This is a genomic window from Corynebacterium sp. (genome assembly GCF_052107835.1).
In the GTDB taxonomy this organism is placed as follows: Bacteria; Actinomycetota; Actinomycetes; order Mycobacteriales; family Mycobacteriaceae; genus Corynebacterium.
Genome location: NZ_JBQEDF010000032.1, coordinates 16,784 through 36,409, shown reverse-complemented (window position 1 = coordinate 36,409; position 19,626 = coordinate 16,784). Strand labels below are relative to the sequence as shown.

At 69.4% G+C, this 19,626-nt stretch carries 11 protein-coding genes; 3 read left to right on the top strand and 8 right to left on the bottom strand.

The window, feature by feature from the left end; all coding sequences use genetic code 11:
* Positions 1-164 precede the first annotated feature (164 nt).
* Complete coding sequence (locus ACTIL2_RS09275) at positions 165-3,272, bottom strand: UPF0182 family protein (protein ID WP_442337176.1); 3,108 nt, start codon at positions 3,270-3,272, stop codon at positions 165-167.
* A gap of 147 nt (positions 3,273-3,419) precedes the next feature.
* Here ACTIL2_RS09275 and ACTIL2_RS09270 point away from each other — a divergent pair, with 147 nt between their 5' ends.
* Entirely contained in the window at positions 3,420-3,971 is a 552-nt protein-coding gene (locus ACTIL2_RS09270; protein ID WP_442337175.1) for a PPA1309 family protein, read from the top strand.
* 8 nt (positions 3,972-3,979) lie between these two features.
* On the opposite strand, the gene ACTIL2_RS09265 is transcribed toward ACTIL2_RS09270, so the two are convergent.
* Complete coding sequence (locus ACTIL2_RS09265) at positions 3,980-5,197, bottom strand: YlbL family protein (protein ID WP_442337174.1); 1,218 nt, start codon at positions 5,195-5,197, stop codon at positions 3,980-3,982.
* 116 nt (positions 5,198-5,313) lie between these two features.
* Between ACTIL2_RS09265 and ACTIL2_RS09260 the strand changes: the two genes are divergently transcribed.
* Complete coding sequence (locus ACTIL2_RS09260) at positions 5,314-6,879, top strand: zinc-dependent metalloprotease (RefSeq protein ID WP_442337173.1); 1,566 nt, start codon at positions 5,314-5,316, stop codon at positions 6,877-6,879.
* 27 nt (positions 6,880-6,906) lie between these two features.
* Here the strand turns inward: ACTIL2_RS09260 and ACTIL2_RS09255 are convergent, their stop codons facing one another.
* On the bottom strand, positions 6,907-7,491 hold the full coding sequence (locus tag ACTIL2_RS09255) for a M48 metallopeptidase family protein (RefSeq protein ID WP_442337172.1): 585 nt from the start codon (positions 7,489-7,491) through the stop codon (positions 6,907-6,909).
* Positions 7,492-7,601: 110 nt separating this feature from the next.
* Between ACTIL2_RS09255 and ACTIL2_RS09250 the strand changes: the two genes are divergently transcribed.
* Complete coding sequence (locus ACTIL2_RS09250; protein ID WP_442337171.1) at positions 7,602-8,459, top strand: TOMM precursor leader peptide-binding protein; 858 nt, start codon at positions 7,602-7,604, stop codon at positions 8,457-8,459.
* Here ACTIL2_RS09250 and ACTIL2_RS09245 read toward each other — a convergent pair.
* The 5 genes from ACTIL2_RS09245 to ACTIL2_RS09225 are packed head-to-tail and all read right to left on the bottom strand — an operon-like array spanning position 8,452 to position 19,581.
* Positions 8,452-10,602 carry an ATP-dependent DNA helicase UvrD2 gene (locus ACTIL2_RS09245; RefSeq protein WP_442337170.1) on the bottom strand — a complete coding sequence of 717 codons (2,151 nt, stop codon included), beginning with the start codon at positions 10,600-10,602 and terminating at the stop codon, positions 8,452-8,454. The genes ACTIL2_RS09250 and ACTIL2_RS09245 overlap by 8 nt on opposite strands.
* A complete protein-coding gene (locus ACTIL2_RS09240; RefSeq protein ID WP_442337169.1) occupies positions 10,599-11,684 on the bottom strand; it encodes a potassium channel family protein in 1,086 nt (361 codons plus the stop codon). The genes ACTIL2_RS09245 and ACTIL2_RS09240 overlap by 4 nt, the downstream gene beginning before the upstream one ends.
* A gap of 2 nt (positions 11,685-11,686) precedes the next feature.
* On the bottom strand, positions 11,687-15,229 hold the full coding sequence (locus tag ACTIL2_RS09235) for a UvrD-helicase domain-containing protein (protein WP_442337168.1): 3,543 nt from the start codon (positions 15,227-15,229) through the stop codon (positions 11,687-11,689).
* Positions 15,230-18,571, bottom strand: coding sequence for an ATP-dependent helicase (locus ACTIL2_RS09230; RefSeq protein WP_442337167.1), 3,342 nt, complete (start codon positions 18,569-18,571; stop codon positions 15,230-15,232).
* 5 nt (positions 18,572-18,576) lie between these two features.
* Positions 18,577-19,581 carry a TIGR02569 family protein gene (locus ACTIL2_RS09225; protein WP_442337166.1) on the bottom strand — a complete coding sequence of 335 codons (1,005 nt, stop codon included), beginning with the start codon at positions 19,579-19,581 and terminating at the stop codon, positions 18,577-18,579.
* Between the last annotated feature and the right edge of the window lie 45 nt (positions 19,582-19,626).

Here is a 19,626-nt window from a genome sequence, read left to right as displayed (position 1 = left end):
CTCTGGGTTATGAGCCCAGCGAGCTACCGAGCTGCTCCACCCCGCGACGGGTTACCGACTCAGTCACACTGCCCGTGGGCACTGACCTCTGTCGGCGACTCCTTTACTCTAACGCACTCGCGGCGCGATGTGAAATCGCGCCGCGCCAACCGGCTGACCAGGGGCTACTGTGCGTCAGCCACGGCGGAGTCCAGCTCGTCGAGTGCGCGGCCGAACTCCTCAAAGGTGCCGTTCTCCCGGGCGTCGTTCACGGCCTCCATGGCATCGCGGATAGCGGCCATCTGGTCGTCGGACGGCTCCGAGTCCGAGCTTCCACTGTCGCCGGTCCCCTCGGAGGGAGCGGGCGTCGACGTGGTCGGCTCGTCGGACTCATCGTCCGAACCGGCCTCATCCGAGTCGTCCTCGCCACCGTCGGCGGTAGCGGCGTTCTCGTCGGCGGCCTCGCCACCGGACTCGGCGATCTCCGTCACCGCGTCCGGGTCGATGCCGACCTGGTCCAGCGCCTCGGCGACAGTCGGCGCGTAGCCGACCTGACCGTTGTAGCTCACCAGCACGCGCAGCAGCTTCGGGAACGCGGACTCCTGGTCGGCACGCTGCGAGTACACCGGCTCGACGTACAGGATCTGGCCGTCACCGACCGGCAGGGTCAGCAGGTTGCCGTTGGTCAGCGTGTTCGTGCCCTCCAGCAGCGTGCGCTCACGGGCGATCTCGTCCGAGGACATCATCGTGTCCTGCGCCTGCTTCGGGCCCTGGGTCTGGGTGTTCGTCGGCAGCTGGCGGACGTGGATCTGGCCGTAGGTCTCCGGGTCGGAACTGACCGTCATGTGGGCGGACAGGAACTCACGGCGCAGACCACGGAACGGGGTGATCAGCTGGAAGCTCGGCCGGTTGGTCTCGCGGTCGGTGGCAACCACGTGGTACGGCGGCTGCGCCAGCTCCTCGAGGCCCTCCGGTGCGGTCGGGTCACCGGGGACGGACCAGAAGGCGTCGTTGGTGAAGAACACTCCCGGATCGTCGACGTGGTACTTGGCGATCAACTCACGCTGGACCTTGAACAGGTCCTCCGGGTACCGCAGATGCTCCATCAGCTCATCGCTGATCTCCTCCTTCGGCTGGACGACGTCGGGGAAGACGCCCTCCCATGCCTTGAGGACCGGATCCTCCTCGTCGAACTCGTAGAGGTCCACGGAACCGTCGTAGCCGTCGACGACGGCCTTGACGGAGTTACGGATGTAGCTGACCTCGTTGGAGACGGCACGCTGCTGGGACGCGGGATCTTCGGTGAGCGTGTCCTCCGTGGCGGAGTCGAGCTCGGTGCGCTCGGAGTACGGCAGGTTCTCCAGGGTCGTGTAACCGTCGACGACCCACTTGATGCGGCCGTCGAGGACGACCGGGTAGGTCTTGGAGTCCGTGGTGAGCCACGGTGCGACCTTGTGGACGCGCTCGCGCGGGTCACGGTCGTACAGGATCTGCGAGTCATCACCGATGACATCCGACAACAGGATGTTCATCTCCTGGAACTTCGCGGCGTACACCGCGCGGTTGAAGATGTTGGAGACGTCGGTGCCACCGTCGCCGGTGTAGGTGTAGTTGGAGTTGTCGGTGTCGTACTCACGGTCGTTGCCGGAGCCGTCGTCACCGACGATGGCGTAGTCGGAGTTCGGCTCGTCGCCATCGGCGATCACCGGACCGAAGTAGGTGCGCGGCTGCTCCATGTCGATGTCCAGCTCGCCGGCGAAACCGTCCTCGTTCTCCATGTTCTGCAGGTCGGCGACCGTGTAGACCGGGTAGCCACCGCGAGCGGACGCCGCGTCCTGCGCGACCTCGTCGACGGTGTTCGCCGGCGCGGCGATGAAGCCGTTGCCGTGGGTGTAGACCGTGTGCTGGTTGATCCAGTCAGTCTGGTTGCCGGACAGCGAGTTCGGGTCGATCTCGCGCGCGGCGACGACGAAGTCGCGCATCTCGTCGTCGACCTCGTAGCGGTCCACGGCCAGCTCGTCGGGGAAACCGTAGAAGTTGCGCAGCTGCTGCTGCTGGGTGAACGTCGGCGACAGGACGTCCGGGTCGAGCAGACGGATGTTGGACAGCGTGGCGTCGTCATCGGCGATGGACCGGCGCTCGCTCTCGTCACCGGAGGTCTGCCCACCCCAGTTACGCTCGTAGGTGACCTGACCGTCCGGATTCTCGTAGTCCTCCCGGGAAGAATCCTCGGCGGTCTCGATGCCGTAGGCCTGACGCGTCGACTCGATATTGCGGGCGATGTACTCCCGCTCCTTCTCCGCACGGTTCGGGTTGACGGAGAACTGCTCCATGATCGCCGGCCAGCCCACACCGATGGCGAGGTTGGCGACGACCATCAGTGCCACGGCGAGCGCCGGGACGCGCAGGTCCTTCAGGATGATCGAGCTGAAGAACATCGCGGCGACGAACACCGCCACGACCAGCAGCAGGATCTTCGCGGGCAGCAGGGCATTGATGTCGGTGTAGGAACCACCGGTGAAGGTGTCGTGCTGTTTGTTGAGCAGGCCGTAGCGCTGGAACCAGTAGTCCACCGCCTTCAGCAGCATCCAGATGCCGGCGATGATGACGAGCTGCTTGCGCGCCGGCGAACCGATGCTCGCCTTCTCCCCCACCCGGGGGTTGCCGGTGGTGATCGTGCCGAGCAGGTAGTGACCCAGGAGGTTCACCAGGAACGCCACTATGACCAGGATGGAGACGGTGCTGAGCACGAACTCGAGCAGCGGCAGGGTGAAGGCGTAGAACCCCAAATCCATCTGGAACTGCGGGTCCTCGACACCGAAGTCGCTGCCGGAGAAGAACAGTCGCACGGTCCGCCAGTTGCCCTGGGCGATCATGCCGGTGACCACACCGGCGATCAGGGGGACAATGACGAGGAAGGGCTTCAGCGCCTTCCGGATCTCCTGGCGGTGTTCGGTCAGTGGGGAGCCCTCGCCCCCCAGTCCGATGTCGGAGATGTCTGAGATGTCCGCGATGTCCTCGGGGCCGGACTCCTTCGGCGCGGCGCGGAAGGCCGCGAAGCACGCGCCCCACACGATCACCGCCGCGACCAGTCCGAAGACGATGAAGAGGATCACCCGGGTGGCGAGCACGCCGAGGAAGATCGCCTGGAAGTCAATCGACCGGAACCACTGAAGTTCTGTGTAGTTCGTGACGAAGACCGGGACAAGGAAGAACAACAGAGCGATAATCACGGCGATGATGCCGAGAATCTTGGATCTGCGTCCTGGTTTGGGAATCGCCGGGATGGTCAAGGTTTCGGTTTTCTCCTGCTGTCGGTCAGGGGTCAGACGCCCACCCGGCACGCACAGGCGTTCGGCGAGGCGGCATCCGACGACGTAGTTGTCTACGTCTAGAGTACTGACAGCAACTGTATGCCATCATCGTGAGGTATCCCAAAGATGAACGCCAGTAACTTCTCCACCGACGACCGCCCGCTGAACGCCGCCCTGCGCGAGGCCGTCGATTTCGTCCACGCCGAGGGCTGGGACCGCCCCGCAACCCTGTTCGCGCTGGTTCCCGCGGAACTCGTGCAGGACGTCCTGGCGTCCGGGGACAACGACGCCCCGGAGGACGGCGCCCCGGAGGCCCCCCTGGCACTGGTCGTCCAGGACGACCTGCCGGACCACATCCTCCCGGGGTCCGACGAACTGGGTGAGTACATCTCCACGGTGCGTTGGCCGGACGTCGTCGTGGGGGCGGTCCTCGCCCAGGAGATCGTGTTCCGGAACTCCGCGGAGGACTCCGCAGCGTCCGACCCCCGGCAGGCCCGGCTGTTCACCGGCGTCATCGACGACGGGCCGGACCGCACGCTGCTGCAGTTGCGTCCCTCCGAGGCCGACCTGGCGGATGACCCCTTCGCCGAGGACAAGGTGGAACTGCTCGGCGGGCTCGAGGGATCCGAACTCGCCCCCGGGGTGACCGCGATGCTGCGCTACACCTTCGAGGACTGAGGAATCAGCTAACTGCAGGTCTCCGGGTCCCCGCCGTTGCTGTACTCCTCCAGGGCGTCCACGGCGCCATCCAGCGAATCGACCGAGAGCAGGTCGATGTCGCCGTCGTAGTCGCGTCCCGCAGCTTCCGCGCAGTTGCCCTCCGGGACGAGGAACACATCGGCGCCCTCGCCCTGGGCCGCGGAGATCTTGTGGGTGATGCCCCCGATCTTGCCCACCGAGCCGTCGGCGGAGATCGTCCCGGTTCCCGCGACGAAGTTCCCGCCCGTCATGTCCCCCTCCGACAACTGGTCGACGACCGACAAGGAGAACATCAGGCCAGCACTGGGCCCGCCGATGTCCTTGAGGTTGTAGCGGACCTTCAGGTCCCCGGCGGGCTGGGCCACCATCGTGACACCCAGGTAGGCACCCTCGGTCGCGCCGGCGTCCGGGGCGTCCTGCGCCCCGTCCTCCTTCAGTTCCTCGGGGAGCTCACCGAGGGTGACCTGTTCGGTCAGCTCCTCCTGCCCCCGGCGCAGCGTCAGCTCGACCTCATCGCCCGGGTCGTACCCGGAAATGGCGTCCGCCACCTCCCCGGGCACACTGACCTCGGTATCCCCCACCGCGGTGATGACGTCGTTCTCACGGAGGATCCCGGCGGCCGGGGCGTCCTCGTCCATCTCGTAGACCGTTGTCTCCAACGGGCGGTCCAGGTGCCCCATCGCCGCGACCGTCGCATTGGACTCGGACGCCGCGAAGGCCATCGCGTTGCGGCGCGAGACCTCCTCCGGCGTGGAGTCCGACGGGATGACCTGCTCGACCGGGACCAGCGTGTCGTCGCTGGCCAACCAACGGCGCATCGCCTCCGCGAGACTGAGCTTCGTGCGCACCGCGACCGTGGTCATGTTGAGCTGGCCGGGATCACCGGACTGCTCCGGCGACTGGTCGAGATCCGCCTCGGTTCCGGTGATCTCCACGACCGGGGTGCCGTCGACCTCGCCGAGCGTGTCGAATGTCGGGCCCTCGCCCTCGGAGGCGTAGGGCACCGTGAGATCGATGTCCGTTCCGGGGATGGTCGGCACAGCCAGCAACGCCACCAGTGCCACGACCGGGACGAGACCGATGGCGACCGTGCGGATACGCCGCTTACCAGCCGAGACGCCCGCCCGATCCTCGGGCGCGTCCGGCCCCGGGGCGTCACCGCTGGCCTTGTTGGTTTTCGGGGTGCTGGAACTCACCCCGAACACTCTACATACCTTGCGCCCCATGACCGACCTCCACAGTCCTGCGGGTTCGCCACATGTTCGCTGTGAGCGCACGCAGTGCGGTGGGGCACCGGAGGCGGCGCAGGTAGTGTCGGGGCATGAGCAATTTCGGATTCGGTTTCAACGGTCCCGACGACGAGTCAGACGACGAACGCCGCCGCCGGGAAGGTGAAAACGGCGATTCCGGAAACGACGGTAACAACAACGACCCCTTCGGATTCGGCGCCAACCCCTTCGGCTTCCTCTTCGGCCCCGGCGGTCAGGGCGGCCCATCCGGCATGAACGGGGAGAACGGGCAGGGACCGGGACTCGGCGACATCCTCGGCCAGTTCGGTTCCATGCTCAGTGGTTTCGGCCGCGACATGAACTCCCCGGACGCCCAGGGCCCGGTCAACTACGCCCTGGCCGAACGCATCGCCCGCCAGCAGCTCAACGGGCCGGCAGCGAAGAAGCACCCGCCGGAGAAGGACAGCCAGGTCGTGGCCGAGTCCGTGCGGCTCGTGGAACTGTGGCTCGACGAGGCCACCACCCTGCCCGCCGGAGCCACCGGCTCGGTCGCCTTCACCGGCTCGCAGTGGCTGGACGAGACACTGCCCAGGTGGAAGCGGGTGATCAACCCGCTGGCCGAGAAACTCGGTGACGCCACCATGGAGGGCATGCCCGAGGAGATCCGCTCCCAGATGGGCCCGATGATGGGGATCTTCAGCCAGATCAACGGCATGAACTTCGGCATGCAGCTCGGGCACACCCTCGGTGAGCTCGCCGGCGGGGTCGCCATGTCCACCCAGTGGGGAATCCCGCTGGCCGACGGCTCCGTCGCCGCCATCGCCACCGGCAAGCTCGACGAACTGTCGAAGAAGCTCGGTGCGGAACGCCGCGAGACCCTGATCTACCTCGCCGCCCGCGAGGCCGCACACCTGCGCCTGTTCCAGCACGTCCCGTGGCTGGTCGAGCGCGTCATCCTCGACGTCGAGGAGTTCGCCACCGGACTGTCCATCGACAACTCCAAGCTCGAGGAGGCCAGCCAGGATTTCAACCCGGAGATGATGGGTGACCCGGAGAAGATGCAGGAGATGATGCAGCAGCTGCAGAACTCCGATCTCTCCCCCACCATCGTCTCCTCCACCGACCACGCCAGGATCCGGCTGGAGACCAGCCTGTCCCTGATCGAGGGCTGGGTGGACTTCGTGGTCGGCGAGGCCCTCGGTGACCGCCTCCCCGTGGCAGCCAGCATCGGCGCCGCGTGGTCGGTCTACCGGGACAAGGACCAGCCCGGGATGGACTCCCTGGTGAAGGCCGTGGGCATCAGCCTGGCGGCACCGAAGGCCTCCGAGGCCGCGGAGTTGTGGCGTCGGCTGACCGTGGCGGTGGGCATCGAACGCCGCGACGACGTGTGGAACCACCCGGACTTCCTGCCGGTCGATTCCGACCTGGACTCCCCGGCCGAGTTCATCGACTCCATCCTGGCGTCCGTGGAGGACGTCAACGGCTTCGACCCGATCAGCGAGATCGAGCAGTTGGAGCGGGAGCTGAACAAGGGCTTCGACGCGCCGGAGGATGACTCCGACCATGACGCCGGCACTGATTCTCACTCCGGTGAGGAGAGCGGGGACGACGACCCGGGCTCGGACGAGGACGAGGACGACTCAGACGACCGGAAGTAGCATCACATCCGGTGGCTCCCGTGACACTCAGTCGATGTCCGCGGGACTCCCGTCGTCCCCGACACCCCACCGGCTGTAGGCCTCGAGGTAGCCGGCCGCCCGCTCGGACTGCGGTGCCCTGGACGCCCAGAGGTGGAAGTCCGCGCCATGATCGGGGATCCACGTGTGCACCAGTTCGTGGATGACCACCGAGTCAAGCACGTAGCCGGGGACCTCCTTCAGACGGTCCGAAATCCGGATCCGACCGGAATCCACCGAGCAGCTCGCCCACCGGCGGGTCATGTTCGTCACCCACCGCACGCCCGTGAACTCCGCGCGTCCCTCCAGGTACTTGTCGTTGAGCTCCGCCGCCCGGAGCAGGAGGTCCTCGTCCGACTCCTGGCCGGCGGCAACGCTGTGCTTGCGTCTGACCCTCTCGACCAGGTCGGACGTGCTCTTGCGCAGGTGAACCGCATCCATGGACATCGGGGCCAGGACAATGACCCGCCCCCGTTCCATCCGCCCGGCGATGGTGCGCTCCCTGCGGGCGGACAGGCGGATCTCGACGTCCGGGGCGAAATCGTCCACGACCTCGAGCTGAGCCCGGGTGGGCGTCCTCCGCCGTCCCGCCATGGGTCACCTTTCCGCGGATTCCCGGAACCGTCGTCCGCTGCTGTCCGCTACACTCGTGCGGTGTTGGGCGCTCGTTGAGAGCGTGTGGGCCAGTCAAGGGGGAATTTTACATGACTTCGCGTGTCACCAGCGCCACCGCGGACCGGGTGATGCTCCGCGAGGCGACGGCCCTGATCCTGCGCCCGCCCGACCATCTCCAGTTCGGCTCCATCCCCGACCGAAGTCTCATCCTCCCCCTGCCACCGGGGGTGGCGGCCACACAGGTGCTCCTGGTCTTCCGCGAGGCACGCCGGCCGGTCACGGTCGCCGAGCTGGAGGACCGGCTGGGACACTGCGGCATCGACCCCGTGCACTGCCGGGGCATCATCGCTGACCTCCGCAGCTCGGGCCTGCTCCGGCCCCTGCCGGAGCAGACGCCGGTATTCGTGACCGGGCCGACGGCCCTGGCCGGTGAACTGCTGCACAGTCTGATGCGCACCGGGGTGGCCGCTGGTTCCGTGGTTCCGGGCTCCGCGTCATTCACGCGTATCGCCCCGGAGTCCCTGGTGGTCATCGCCGGGCAGCTGTTCCCCGCCCCGGACGTGACCTACCGGCTGATGGACCAGGGGATCCCCCATCTCCCCTGCGCCGTCGTCGACGGCGGAGTCGTGGTGGGGCCCCTGGTCCGCCCCGGACGTACCCCCTGCCTGTCCTGCATGGACGGTTCCTACCTCGCCGAGGACGGGGACTGGCGGATGGTGCGGGCGCAGGCGGCGACCGGTATTCCCCCGACGGGGTCCGCGGTCACCGAGTTGGCGGCGGTGGTGACCGCCGGTGTCGTCCGGGATGCGCTCGCCGCTGAGCTCCCGTTGTGGGAGGCGACGCCGGAGGGGTTGGGGACACGACGGTTCCTGGACCCCACGACGCTGTCGGTGGAGCACCGGGTCCCGCAGTTCGATCCGGGGTGCCGGGCCTGCGCGATCACGTGAAGTTCCGGACGATGCCCAGGATGTCCTCCCCGAACTGCTCGACCTTCACCGGTCCGATACCGGCCACCTGGACGAGTTCCTGCGGTGACGTCGGCGCCCGGTGGCACACGGCGCGCAGCGTTGCATCACTCATCACCACGTAGGCGGGCACCCCACGGGCCTTCGCGGTGGCGCTGCGCCAGTCACGCAACTGGGTGACCAGCACCTGGTCGATGTCACCGGCGTGGGCGTCGCAGAGCCCGAGAATCCGCTGTTCCGGCGAGGTCAACCGGGCCCCGCAGGTCCCGCAGACGTCTCGGGGCTTCGGCGCACCCCGGCTTCCACCGGTGTTGCCGGCCTTCGCCGCAGCTGCCCGTTCGGCGTCCCGTGCCGCCTCCCAGGGCACCATGCCGTCCAGGAACCGTGTCCTGCGCCGCGTCGCTTTGCCACCCGGCTGCCTCGCCTGTGACCAGGACAGGTGCAGGTGCTCGCGGGCGCGGGTCACCCCGACGTAGAGCAGGCGCCGCTCCTCCTCGATGGCGTGCTCGGAGTGCGAGCCCTTCAACGCATGCCTGATCGGGAGGGTGCCGTCGACGAGGCCGATGACGAACACCGCGTCCCACTCCAGTCCCTTGGCGGCGTGGATGCTGGCGAGGGTGACCCCCTGCATCCTGGGCGGGTTCTTGGCCTCGGCGCGTTCTCGCAGCAGACCCAGCAGGCCGGCGAGGTCGAGTCCACTGTTGGCGGCGGAAAGCTCGCTGGCCAGGTCCACCAGTGCCCCCAGCGACTGCCAGCGCTGGCGTTCCTGCGCACCGGTGGGCTCGGTGGGGCTCAGGCCCACCGGCTGCAGTGCCGCCTTCACCTGGGCGACCAGGTCGCCGACGGGGGCGGACGCGGCATCCGGGTCCTCCTGCCCCGAACGTGCCCGGAGGCGCCGGGACGCCTGCCCCAGGGCCTGGATGCCCTGCCGGATCTCGGGGCGCTGGAAGAAGCCGTCCCCACCCTTGACCTGGTAGGAGATCCCGGCCCGGTCGAGGGCGTACTCGAAGGCCTCCGACTGGGCGTTGATGCGGTAGAGCACGGCGATCTCGGCGGGCGCGACGCCGTCCCGGATGAGCTCTGCGATCCGGTGCGCGACGTCCTCGGCCTCGACCGACTCGTCCGGGTACTCGGTGAACTCCGGCTCCGGTCCGGGCGGTCGCTGCCCCTCCAGCTTCAGCCTCGTCCCCGACGCGCGACCCCTGGCCTGTCCGATGACGTTGTTCGCCAGGTCCACCACCTGCGGCGTCGAACGGTAGTCGCGGAACAGGCGGACCGTGGTCGACTCGGGGAAGCGCGTCGAGAACCCCAGGAGGTGCCCGGGTGAGGCACCGTTGAAGGAATAGATGGTCTGGTTGGCGTCGCCGACAACGGTGAGGTCGTCACGGTCCCCCAGCCAGGCATCCAGCAGACGCTGCTGCAGCGGGGTGACGTCCTGGTACTCGTCGACGACGAAGGTCCGGTAGCGCTCCCGGAACTCGTCGGCGACCCCCACGTCGGACTCCAGCAGGCCGGCCATGGACTGCAGCAGGTCGTCGAAGTCCATCAGCACCCGGTCCGGGGTCACCTTGGCCTGCTCGTAGCCGTCGAAGATACGGACGAACTCCTGCGGGGTGACCGGGCAGTCCCGCCGGTCCGGGACGATGTGCGCCGGGTAGTCGGCCGGGGCGATCAGGGAGGCCTTCGCCCACTCGATCTCCCCGAGCAGGTCGGCGAGCAGGGTGCGGTCGGGTTCCAGGCCGACGGCCCGGGTGATCCTGGCGACCAGGGGGAACTTGGAGTCCAGGAGTTCCCACGGGGTGTCCCCCACGACCTTCGGCCAGAAGTAGCGCAGTTGGTGCATCGCCGCGGCGTGGAAGGTCTTGGCCTGTACGCGGGCCACACCCATCATCGTGAGGCGTTCGCGCAGTTCGGCGGCCGCCCGGTTGGTGAAGGTCACGGCGAGGACGTGGTCGGGGTTGACGAATCCCCCGGAGACCAGGTGGGCGATGCGGTGGGTGATCGTCCGGGTCTTGCCTGTGCCTGCCCCGGCGATGATGCTGACCGGTCCCCGTGGTGCGGTCGCGGCCCGGAGCTGCTCGGGGTCGAGCGCGTCCAGGTTCAGTTGGTCGAGTCGTCCGCTCACTGTGCTGTCTGTTCCTTCTGGTCGGGGTGGGCGATACCGCGGATGTAGAGCAGCCGGTCACCCGGCTCGACCGTCTCCGCCTCGGAGGAGTCCACGCGGTACAGCTCACCGGAGCGCACCACGCCGAGCACGATGTCCTCCAGGTTGCGGGGGTTGCCGCCGACCTCGTCCTCGGCCACGATGCGTTCCGCCACGGAGAATCCCTCGTCGGGGCTGAGCAGGTCCTCCATGATGCCGGTGACCGAGGGGCTGACGGTGGCCAGGCCGAGCATCCGCCCGGCGGTCTCGGAGGAGACCACCACCGAATCGGCCCCGGACTGGCGCAGCAGGTGGGAGTTCTCCGACTCCCGCACCGAGGCCACGATCGTCGCCCCGGGCGCGATCTCGCGCACCGACAGGGTGATCAGCACCGCGGTGTCGTCCTGGTTGGGCGCGACGACCACGGCCCTGGCCCGGGTGACCCCGGCCAGCCTCAGGACGTCGGAGGACGTCGCCTGCCCCTGCACGGTGACCAGGCCGCGGGAGGACGCGTGGGCGAGCGCATCCGCCTGCGCGTCGACGACGACGATCTGGGAGGACGGGACTCCGTCGGCGAGCAGCGCGGTCGTCGCCGCCCGCCCCTTGGTGCCGTAGCCGATGACGACGGTGTGGTTGCGCATGTGCTTTCTCCAACGACGGATCTGAAGGGTTTTTCGGGACTCCTCGGTCAGCACCGACAGGGTGGTGCCGACGAGCAGGATCAGGAAGATGACCCGCATGGGTGTGATGACCAGGATGTTGACCAGGCGGGCCTCCTGGGTGACCGGGGTGATGTCCCCGTAGCCGGTGGTCGACAGGGACACCACCGCATAGTAGATGGCGTCGAGGAAGGTGACGACCCCGGTGTAGCCGTCCCGGTCGATGTAGACCACCAGGGAAGCCGCCAGTACCAGCGCCAGGGCGTAGAGCATCCGGCGGGTGATCAGCCACCAGGGGCTGACCGGGGCGTTGGCCGGGATGTTGACGATGTTGAGGAGCGCACGCGGCGGCAGTGCGTCCACCTCCGTGTCCGTCCGGAAACGGTCCCTGAGTCTGTCCCGCATGCTCAGTCCCCTTCCCTCGGACGGGCTGCTGAGGCCAAGGTCGTGGCCAGTTCTTCCGCTGACGGCAGTGTACCCGGTTCGTAGGTCTCGTTCGACGCCACGTAGTGGAACGCGGCGCGCACGCCTGCGGGATCGACCGGGCGGCCCAGCCGGGCGGACAGCACCCTGGCCCAGGCCAGCCGGTAGACGGCGAGCTGCATCTCCGCGGCGGTGCGTTCGGCTCCGCCGGGTTTGCGCCCGGTCTTCCAGTCGACGACGGTCCACCCGGTCGCAGGGTCGTCCCCGTCGTGGAAGACGGCGTCGATGCGCCCCTCGAAGAGGTGTCCGGCGAGGGTGACGGAGTAGGCCCCCTCCACGGTCGCCGGGGTCCGGTCGGCCCAGTCGCTGGCGAGGAACCGGCGCTTGAGGTCCTCCAGGGCGGGGTCGGTGAGGGTGGCGTCGGCCGCGCCCGGCAGCTCGTCCTCGTCGAAGAGACTGGAGACGCCGTAGTGCCGCTCGACCCAGTTGTGGAATGCGGTGCCGCGCTTCGTGTAGGGCCGGGGTTCCAGCGGGACGGGGCGCCGCCGGCGGCGGGCGAACTCGTCGCGGTCCCTGGTCAGGGCCACTGCCTCGGTGGCGGTGAGCCTGGCCCCGAGTGGGACGATGACCTCGGGGACGTCGGCGGCGGCGTATTCGTCGATCAGCAGCCGCGTCTCCTGCGCCCACTGGGCCGCGGTGGTGTTGTCGTCGGGGGCGGTCGTGTCTGTGCCGGCGTGGCGCACCAGGTCCACTCCCCTGCCGACGCCCTCCGGGACGTGGCCGGGGTGTCCGGGGTCGGTCAGGGCGGGCCGGGGCCACAGGGCACTCGGCGGCTCCGGGAGTTGACGTACGTAGTCGGCGACCAGGTCATTGCGGGCGGCAGGGTTGTCCGGGACCATGACGGCGTCCTCCCGGTGGTGCGGCCCCTTGTCGATCCGCTTCAACTCAGCCTTCGAGTACTCCATGCCCAGCGGTGACCAGGTGACGACCGAACCGGGGTTGACGGTGGACAGGCGGTCGCGCACCAGGGTCAACGCCACGGAGGGGTCGACCGGTCTGCGGTCCTCGTTGTTGAACGCCGCACCGCTGACCAGCAGCACCTGTTCGCTGCGGGTGACTGCGACGTAGAACAGGCGGTCGTCCTCCTTCGCGCCGTGCCTGCCCAGGGCAACCCTGAATTCGTCCTGCGCCTCCACAACCCCCTTGCGGTCCTCCACCGCCGACAGGTCGAGGATCGGGGCGGCATCCGGGCCGGGGTCGGTGGTCAGCTGGTCGGGGGCGTCCCCGCGCAGCCCGGACGGCAGGATCCGCGCGTTGGACGTCCATGAGCTGACCGTGGGCCGCTTCACCGCGTCGGCATAGGTCTTGCGGGTGGCGTGGGGGACGGCGACGATCTCCCATTCCAGGCCCTTGGCCTTGTGCACGGTCAGCAGCTGCACGCAGTCGGTGCGCACCTCGACCTCGCCGGGTTCCAGGCCCTTCTCCCGGTCGGCGGCGGCCAGGAGGAAGTCCACCAGCCCCGCCGGGGTCGATGCACTGAGATCGGCGAACTGCCGGACGACCTCGGCGAAGCGGTCCAGGTGGCTGGTGCCGATCGAACGGTCGGGGTTGCGGTGGTAGCGGGTGAGGACCTCGGTACGCACCCCGGTCATCTGCTCGATGTCGGCGACGAGGTCGGTCAGCGGCTTCGACATGGAATGGCGCCGCAGATAGCGCAGTTCCCGGCCCAGGTCGGCCAGTCTGCGGATGCCCTCGGCGGACATCCCGTAGTTCTCCATGCCGCGCAGGTCGGCCAGGGCCTCCGCCAGGCCGACGGGGACGCGAGCCGCGTCCCTGTCGAGCTCGGCTAACCGTCGGCGGACCCCGGCCAGGGCGTCGGAGTCCCCCGGGTGCGGGGCCACGATCGCGGTGAGACCGGTGGTGTCACCGTCGTGGTCCGCCTCGGTGGATGCACCGGAGTCCGTGGCGGTGCCGGCGGTGCTGGCGTCCCGTCGCGACAGCTGGTCGACGCGGGCCGCCAGTGCCAGCAGGTCGGCGGCACCGATGTTCCACCGGACTCCGGTGAGCAGCCGGAGCATGGCGATGTCGTCCCCGGGGTCGACGAGGACGCGCAGGGTGGCGAACACGTCGGCGACCTCGGGGACCTCGAGCAGTCCCGGACCGGCGGTCATGTCCACCGGGACTCCCCTGGCCCGCAGCAGGTCATGGATCGGGCGGGCCTCGGCGTTCTTGCGCAGCAGCACCGCCGCGGAGAACGGGGTGTCACCAATGTGCCCGTGGTAGCGGGACGCCAGGTCATCGACGAGCCACTCGAGTTCCTGCTCCCTGGTGTCGAACCACCCGGTCCGCACGTCCCCGCTGCCGGCCCCGGGACGCGAGGTCAGCGGGGACACCATCGGATCAGCGGTGTCCATCGACCAGCGTGACACCGTGTTGGCCAGGTCGAGCACCAGCGCGGGGTTACGCCACGAGGTGGTGAGCTCCAGCTTCGGTGCGGGTCCGTCCGCGGCGGGGAAGTCCTCACGGAAGTGTGCGAGGTTCGCCGCGGTGGCCCCGCGGAAGCCGTAGATGGACTGCATGGGGTCGCCGACGGCGGTGACGGTCATCCCGGTGTCGGCGCCATCGCCGAAGAGGCTGCGCAGCAGGATCCGCTGGGCGTGGCCGGTGTCCTGGTACTCGTCGAGCATCACCACCCGGAAGCGGCGGCGCTGCGCCTCGCCGACACGGGGGTGGGCGGCGACGAGTTGGGCGGCCTTCGACATCTGCTGGCCGAAGGTCATCAGGTTCATCGAGGTCAGCCGGTCGCGGTAGGCGGTGACGACCTCGAGGAGTTCGCGCCGGTAGGTCAGCGTCCCGTTGAATGTCTCGAGGGCGGCGTCCACGGTCTTCAGGACCTTGCCGTCGCGGTCGGGCAGGCCGTCGATCTCGGCGGCGGTGGCCCGGCACTCGTCCTCGACCTGGGCGACGGTGACCAGGTGGTTGTCCATCTCGTCGTTGAGCGCGAGCATGTCGTCGATGATCGAGGGAAGGGACCGGGAGGTGGTGAATCCGGTGGGCCATCCGGTCACCACGTCGCGGGCGAGGATCCAGCGTTCGGTGTCCGAGATGATCCGCCCGGCCGGCTCCATCGGCAGCAGGAGGCCGTACTCGCGGACGACCGAACCGGCGTAGGCGTCGTAGGTGGACACCGTGGGGATGATGTTGTGGAGTGCCTCGTGCCGCGGGTCATCGTCCGGCAGGCTGTCGAGGAACCCGGAATCCGCCAGGGTCTGCAGACGGGCGCGGATGCGTAGGCCGAGTTCCCGGGCGGCCTTGCGCGTGAAGGTGAGGCCGAGGATCTGCTCCGGGGCGGCGAGGCCGTTGGCGACGAGCCAGACCACCCGCGCCGCCATGGTCTCCGTCTTGCCCGCTCCCGCCCCGGCGACGACGAGGGTGGGCCCCTCAGGCGCCCCGATGACCGCCGCCTGCTGCGGGGTCGGCCCGAATTCCTGGCGGAGCAGTCGCGAGAGCTCGGTGGGACTGACCATTCAGACCACCTGCTCCCCGGCCCGGCATGCCGGGCACAGGCATGCGAACTCAGTGCCCTCGCAGCCCTGCGGGGTCGCCCGGAACCCCGGGCCGGAGATGCGGGACGCCGCGTCCACCGCGAACTCCCGGAACTCGGCGAGCTGATCGGGGGTGAGCACCGGCTGCTGCAGGACGGTCACGGTACTGGTGTCCCGGCGCGGGTACACCAGCATCGCCCCGTCCGGCTCCCTGTCGGGGTCCGCGTCGACGAGGAGCTGGTAGGCGGCGAGCTGGCTGCTGCCGATGGCCTCCTGCTTCGTCTTCGCGGATTTCCCGGTCTTGAAGTCGATGACGGTCGTGCGGCCGTCGGGGTCGGTCTCCAGCCTGTCGGTTCGCCCGGCGAGGATGACGGGCAGACCGGCGGGGGTCTGCCCGAGTGACGCGTCCAGCTTGCGCTCGACCTCGACCCGGCGCCCGGTGGAGGCCCGTTCGGCGATCCATGTGTTGAGCCGGTCGACGGCGGCGAGGCAGCTCTGCAGCAACGGTGCCGCGGTCCACGCGGGACCGTCGACGAGGTGCGGGACGGTGTCCGTCACGATGTCGTGGGCCTCCTCCCGGCTGAGCCCGTGGGCGAAGCTCTCGGCGATCGCGTGGATGAGAACGCCGATCTTCATCGGCTCAGTCGTCGCACCCCCGACAAGGCCGCGCAGGAAGACCCCGGTGTCGCAGTCGTGGCGGCTGTCCCCGGGGGCTCCCATGGCCTCCAGGGTGGTCGGGCTGATCCGGACGGTGGGGTGCTGACCGGACCGTGGGGATGCCACGGCCGGGGCGGTCGTCGAGGGTGCCGCGGTGCCCCACCACTGGTCCGGGTCGGCACCGTGGACGCCCGCCGCGGCGAGTCGGGCGAGGTTGGTGGCTGCTGCGTTCCGCTCGTGTCCCGGTCGTCCGGGATCGCACACCGCATCGCGGAGTTCGGCGACCAGCGGCTCCATGGCCAGGACGCGTGGCAGGGCGGGGGTCCCGGGGATCTCCGCCGACGGGAGGACCGGAGTCTCGCCGGTGGACTGGTCGGACGTCGTGGACGGGGCGATCTCACCGAGGAACCGGGAGGGCACGCTGGTGTCGTCCCCGGCGGAGTCCACCGCGGTGACCAGGGTGCGCCGGGTGGCGCGGGAGATGGCCAGCAGGAACAGGCGGCGTTCCTCCGCCAGCGCCGCCGCGGCCCGCGACACGGGGACGTCGGGGGTGATGCCACGGTCGATGAGGTCCACGAGCTCCTGCTGGCCGAACAGGCCCCCGACGGTCGGTCCGGAGGGCCAGCGGTCCTCCTGGACCCCGGCGACGACGACCACCGACCACTCGCGTCCGGCGGCGGCGTGGGCGGGCAGGATCTCGACGGCATCGGGGCGGGTCCCCCGGCGGTCGCGGCCCTCGGTCGGCAGTTCCTGGGCCCGGACCTCCCCGAGGAAGGTCTCCAGTGTCGCCGACGGCGTGCGTTCGACGACGTCGCCGGCGAAGTCGAACAGGCTCATCACCGCGTCGAGGTCCCGGTCCGCCTGGGAACCGAGGGTCCCCCCGCGCAGGGCCTGCATCTGCAGGGAATTGGACAGCCCCGCCGCCTGCCACACGGCCCACAGCACAGCTTCCACCGGGGAGGTGCCGGTGTGACCGGACAATGCCTTCTGCCCTGCTCCGATGACAGATCCCACCCGGTCGAGGACATCCCTCTCCCGTGGCCCGAGCCGCCGGGTCCACGCCTCTGCCTCGGCGGCGTCGGCGCGTCCGGAGACGATCCTGTTCACCGCCTCCATCGCACGGATGCCCGTCCCGCCCAGCAGTGGCGCGATCGACCGCTCGACGCGGCGGAGCATCACCGGGTCCGCGCCACCGATCGGGCTCTCCACCAGCCGTTGCATCTCACTGGTCGTCAGGGGCCGGACGAGGGCGTCGAGGGTGAGAAGAAGCACGTTGACCAGTGGTTGCTCGGCGAGGACGACACTGGTGGGGTCCACTTTCACCGGCACGCCGTGGGACAGCAGGGTACGCCGCAGCGAGGCGATGTCACCGGTGGAGCGGACGATGACCGCGATATCGTCCCAGGCAACCCCGTCCAGGACGTGGGCGCGTCTGACCTCGTCGGTGACGGCCAGCAGGTCGGCTGTCCGCGAGGGGGCCCGCCGGAGTTCCAGGCCCGGTCTGGGGTCCCCGGCGTCGGCGGTGCCGGGACTGCGGGTGGCACGCAGCGGCACGCGGGTCGGCTGCACCGGCAGCTTCTGTTCCAGCAGGTTCACCGCATCCACCACCCCGCCCGGCAGTCGGTGGGACCGGGACAGCACGATGCGGCGGTCCCGGTCCGCCGCAATCCCGGTGAGGAAGTCCTCGTCGGCACCACGGAAGTGGAAGACGCACTGGTCCGGGTCACCTGCGACGAGGGTCCGTACCCCGGGACGGATGAACAGTGACACGAATCGTCCGGCCGCAGGGTCGAGGTTGTGTGCGTCGTCGATGAGCAGCAGTTTCGTCCGGTCCCGGTAGTGGTCCAGCACGGACGGTGTCGTCTCCAGCGCATCGAGGGTTGCGTGCAGGAGCTCGGAGGCGTTCAGGTTCCGCGCTTCCGACAACGCCTGGATCTGGTGGTACTCACGCAGGAAACCACCCGCACCGACCCACATGGGCTCACGGTGGTCCCGCCCGAGCTGCTCCAGTTCCTCCGGACCGACACCGCGTTCAGCGGCACGCAGCAGCAGGTCGCGGAGCTGGCGGGCGAATCCGACGAGGGGCAGCGCCGGCCGGATCTCCTCCGGCCACGCCCCGGTACGGTCCTCGGCGTGGCCACGCAGCAGTGTGCGGATCTGCATGTCGTGCTCGGCGCCGGTCATCAACCGGGGCAGCGGAGTGGTGCCGTCGTGGTCCTGCTGCGCCACGGCGCGCAGCAGGGCGAAGGCCCACGAGTGCACCGAACGTACCGGTGTTCCCGTCGCCGCGTAGTCGTCCCGGGAGCGCAGGACCTCGGTGGCCTGCTCGCGCAGGGCCGTGGCCGCCTCCTTGGAGGGGGTGACCACCATGGCCTCCTCGGCGCGTCCACCGGCGCGCAGGAAGGAAACCAGTGCATCGACCAGCAGTGAGGACTTCCCCGTGCCGGGACCACCCAGGACTGCGTAGGGGGCCTGTGTGTCCACCCTCCCGTCGCCGGAGGTCAATGCCCCGGCCAGGCCCTCCCAGGACCGCTGCGGCCCTGGTTCCCCGTCGGCATCCACCGCTTCCGTGCCGGTGTCGAGATGCACGTCCACCTGCCCGGCGGAGCCGATCCGGCGGCGCAGTTCAGCGTCCTCCCTGGCCTCCTGCCGTGTCCTGTCAGCCACGGACCTCAGTCATCCTGCCCGGACTCGTCGGATCCCGACACCGCGGATGCGGCGTCGGCATGCCGGCGCACGCCACCCACCCGGGCGGAAACGACGTCACTGACCCGCGATATCCCGGCCAATGCCTGGGGATTCGAGTCGGTGACCACGGCATGCGCGAACAACCGGTACATCACCGCCCGCAGCAGCAGCTGGTCGAAGTCCCGGAGATGGCTCCACCGGTCGAGCAGCCCGTCCTCGGCGTTGGCCCACGCGATCGCGTCAACCACCAGCAGCGCGACCGACCATCCCGTCGGCCGCCAGGCCGGCACGAAGTCGACGATGGCCGGATCCGCGTAGCCGTCGTAGACCGTGCACCCCAGCGCGTCCCCGTGGACCAGCTGGTCCGCGGCGCTGATGTCCTCCCTGAGCAGCATCAGGCCGGCGGCTTTCTCCATCGCCGCGGCAACGTCCCCGCGGGGAACCTCCGCCAGGTCCATCACCTGCGCCAGGAGCTCGGTGGGGTCACCCGCCCACGCCGCGGCCTCCGCCACGGCGAACAGTTCGGTCTCACTGAGGGACCGTGCGGACTCCGCGGACTCCAGCCGGGCCCGCCATACCGAGGAATCGAGGAACCGCGGACGTCCCTCCCCCGCGGTCGCCTCCGCCAGGGCCTCGTTGAAACGCAGGACGCTGGCCGCGGTTTCGTCGAACCGGGGTGCGCGGTGCCCCGACAGGAACGCCCGGGCGGTCCATCCCCCGACGGCGTACCGCCCGTCCGTCGACCGCAGCGGCCGGGCGACGGACACCCCGGACGGGCGGACCTTGTCCATCATCTGGGCGGACCAGGTCGCCCGTGCACGGTCGTCCGAGGGGACCAGGACAGCACGGTCGCACCGCCACCCGTCCCCCCACGCACCGCCGAGTTCCACCGGGGTGGCGTGGGCGACCTGGAACCCGGCGCGGATCGCCGCAGGAGGTCCGGACCCGGGGGACCCGGCAGAACCGGAGGATGCAGTAGTTTCCGACATGGCCCACACTCTATCCCCCACCCCGGACATGGAACGGAAGTCACG

Excerpts from the sequence above, each read along its gene's own strand:
- ACTIL2_RS09270 (WP_442337175.1), top strand. The coding sequence starts at position 3,420 with ATGAACGCCAGTAACTTCTCCACCGACGACCGCCCGCTGAACGCCGCC.
- ACTIL2_RS09235 (WP_442337168.1), bottom strand. The coding sequence starts at position 15,229 with ATGGTCAGTCCCACCGAGCTCTCGCGACTGCTCCGCCAGGAATTCGGG.
- ACTIL2_RS09260 (WP_442337173.1), top strand. The coding sequence starts at position 5,314 with ATGAGCAATTTCGGATTCGGTTTCAACGGTCCCGACGACGAGTCAGAC.
- ACTIL2_RS09240 (WP_442337169.1), bottom strand. The coding sequence starts at position 11,684 with ATGCGGGACAGACTCAGGGACCGTTTCCGGACGGACACGGAGGTGGAC.
- ACTIL2_RS09255 (WP_442337172.1), bottom strand. The coding sequence starts at position 7,491 with ATGGCGGGACGGCGGAGGACGCCCACCCGGGCTCAGCTCGAGGTCGTG.
- ACTIL2_RS09225 (WP_442337166.1), bottom strand. The coding sequence starts at position 19,581 with ATGTCGGAAACTACTGCATCCTCCGGTTCTGCCGGGTCCCCCGGGTCC.
- ACTIL2_RS09250 (WP_442337171.1), top strand. The coding sequence starts at position 7,602 with ATGACTTCGCGTGTCACCAGCGCCACCGCGGACCGGGTGATGCTCCGC.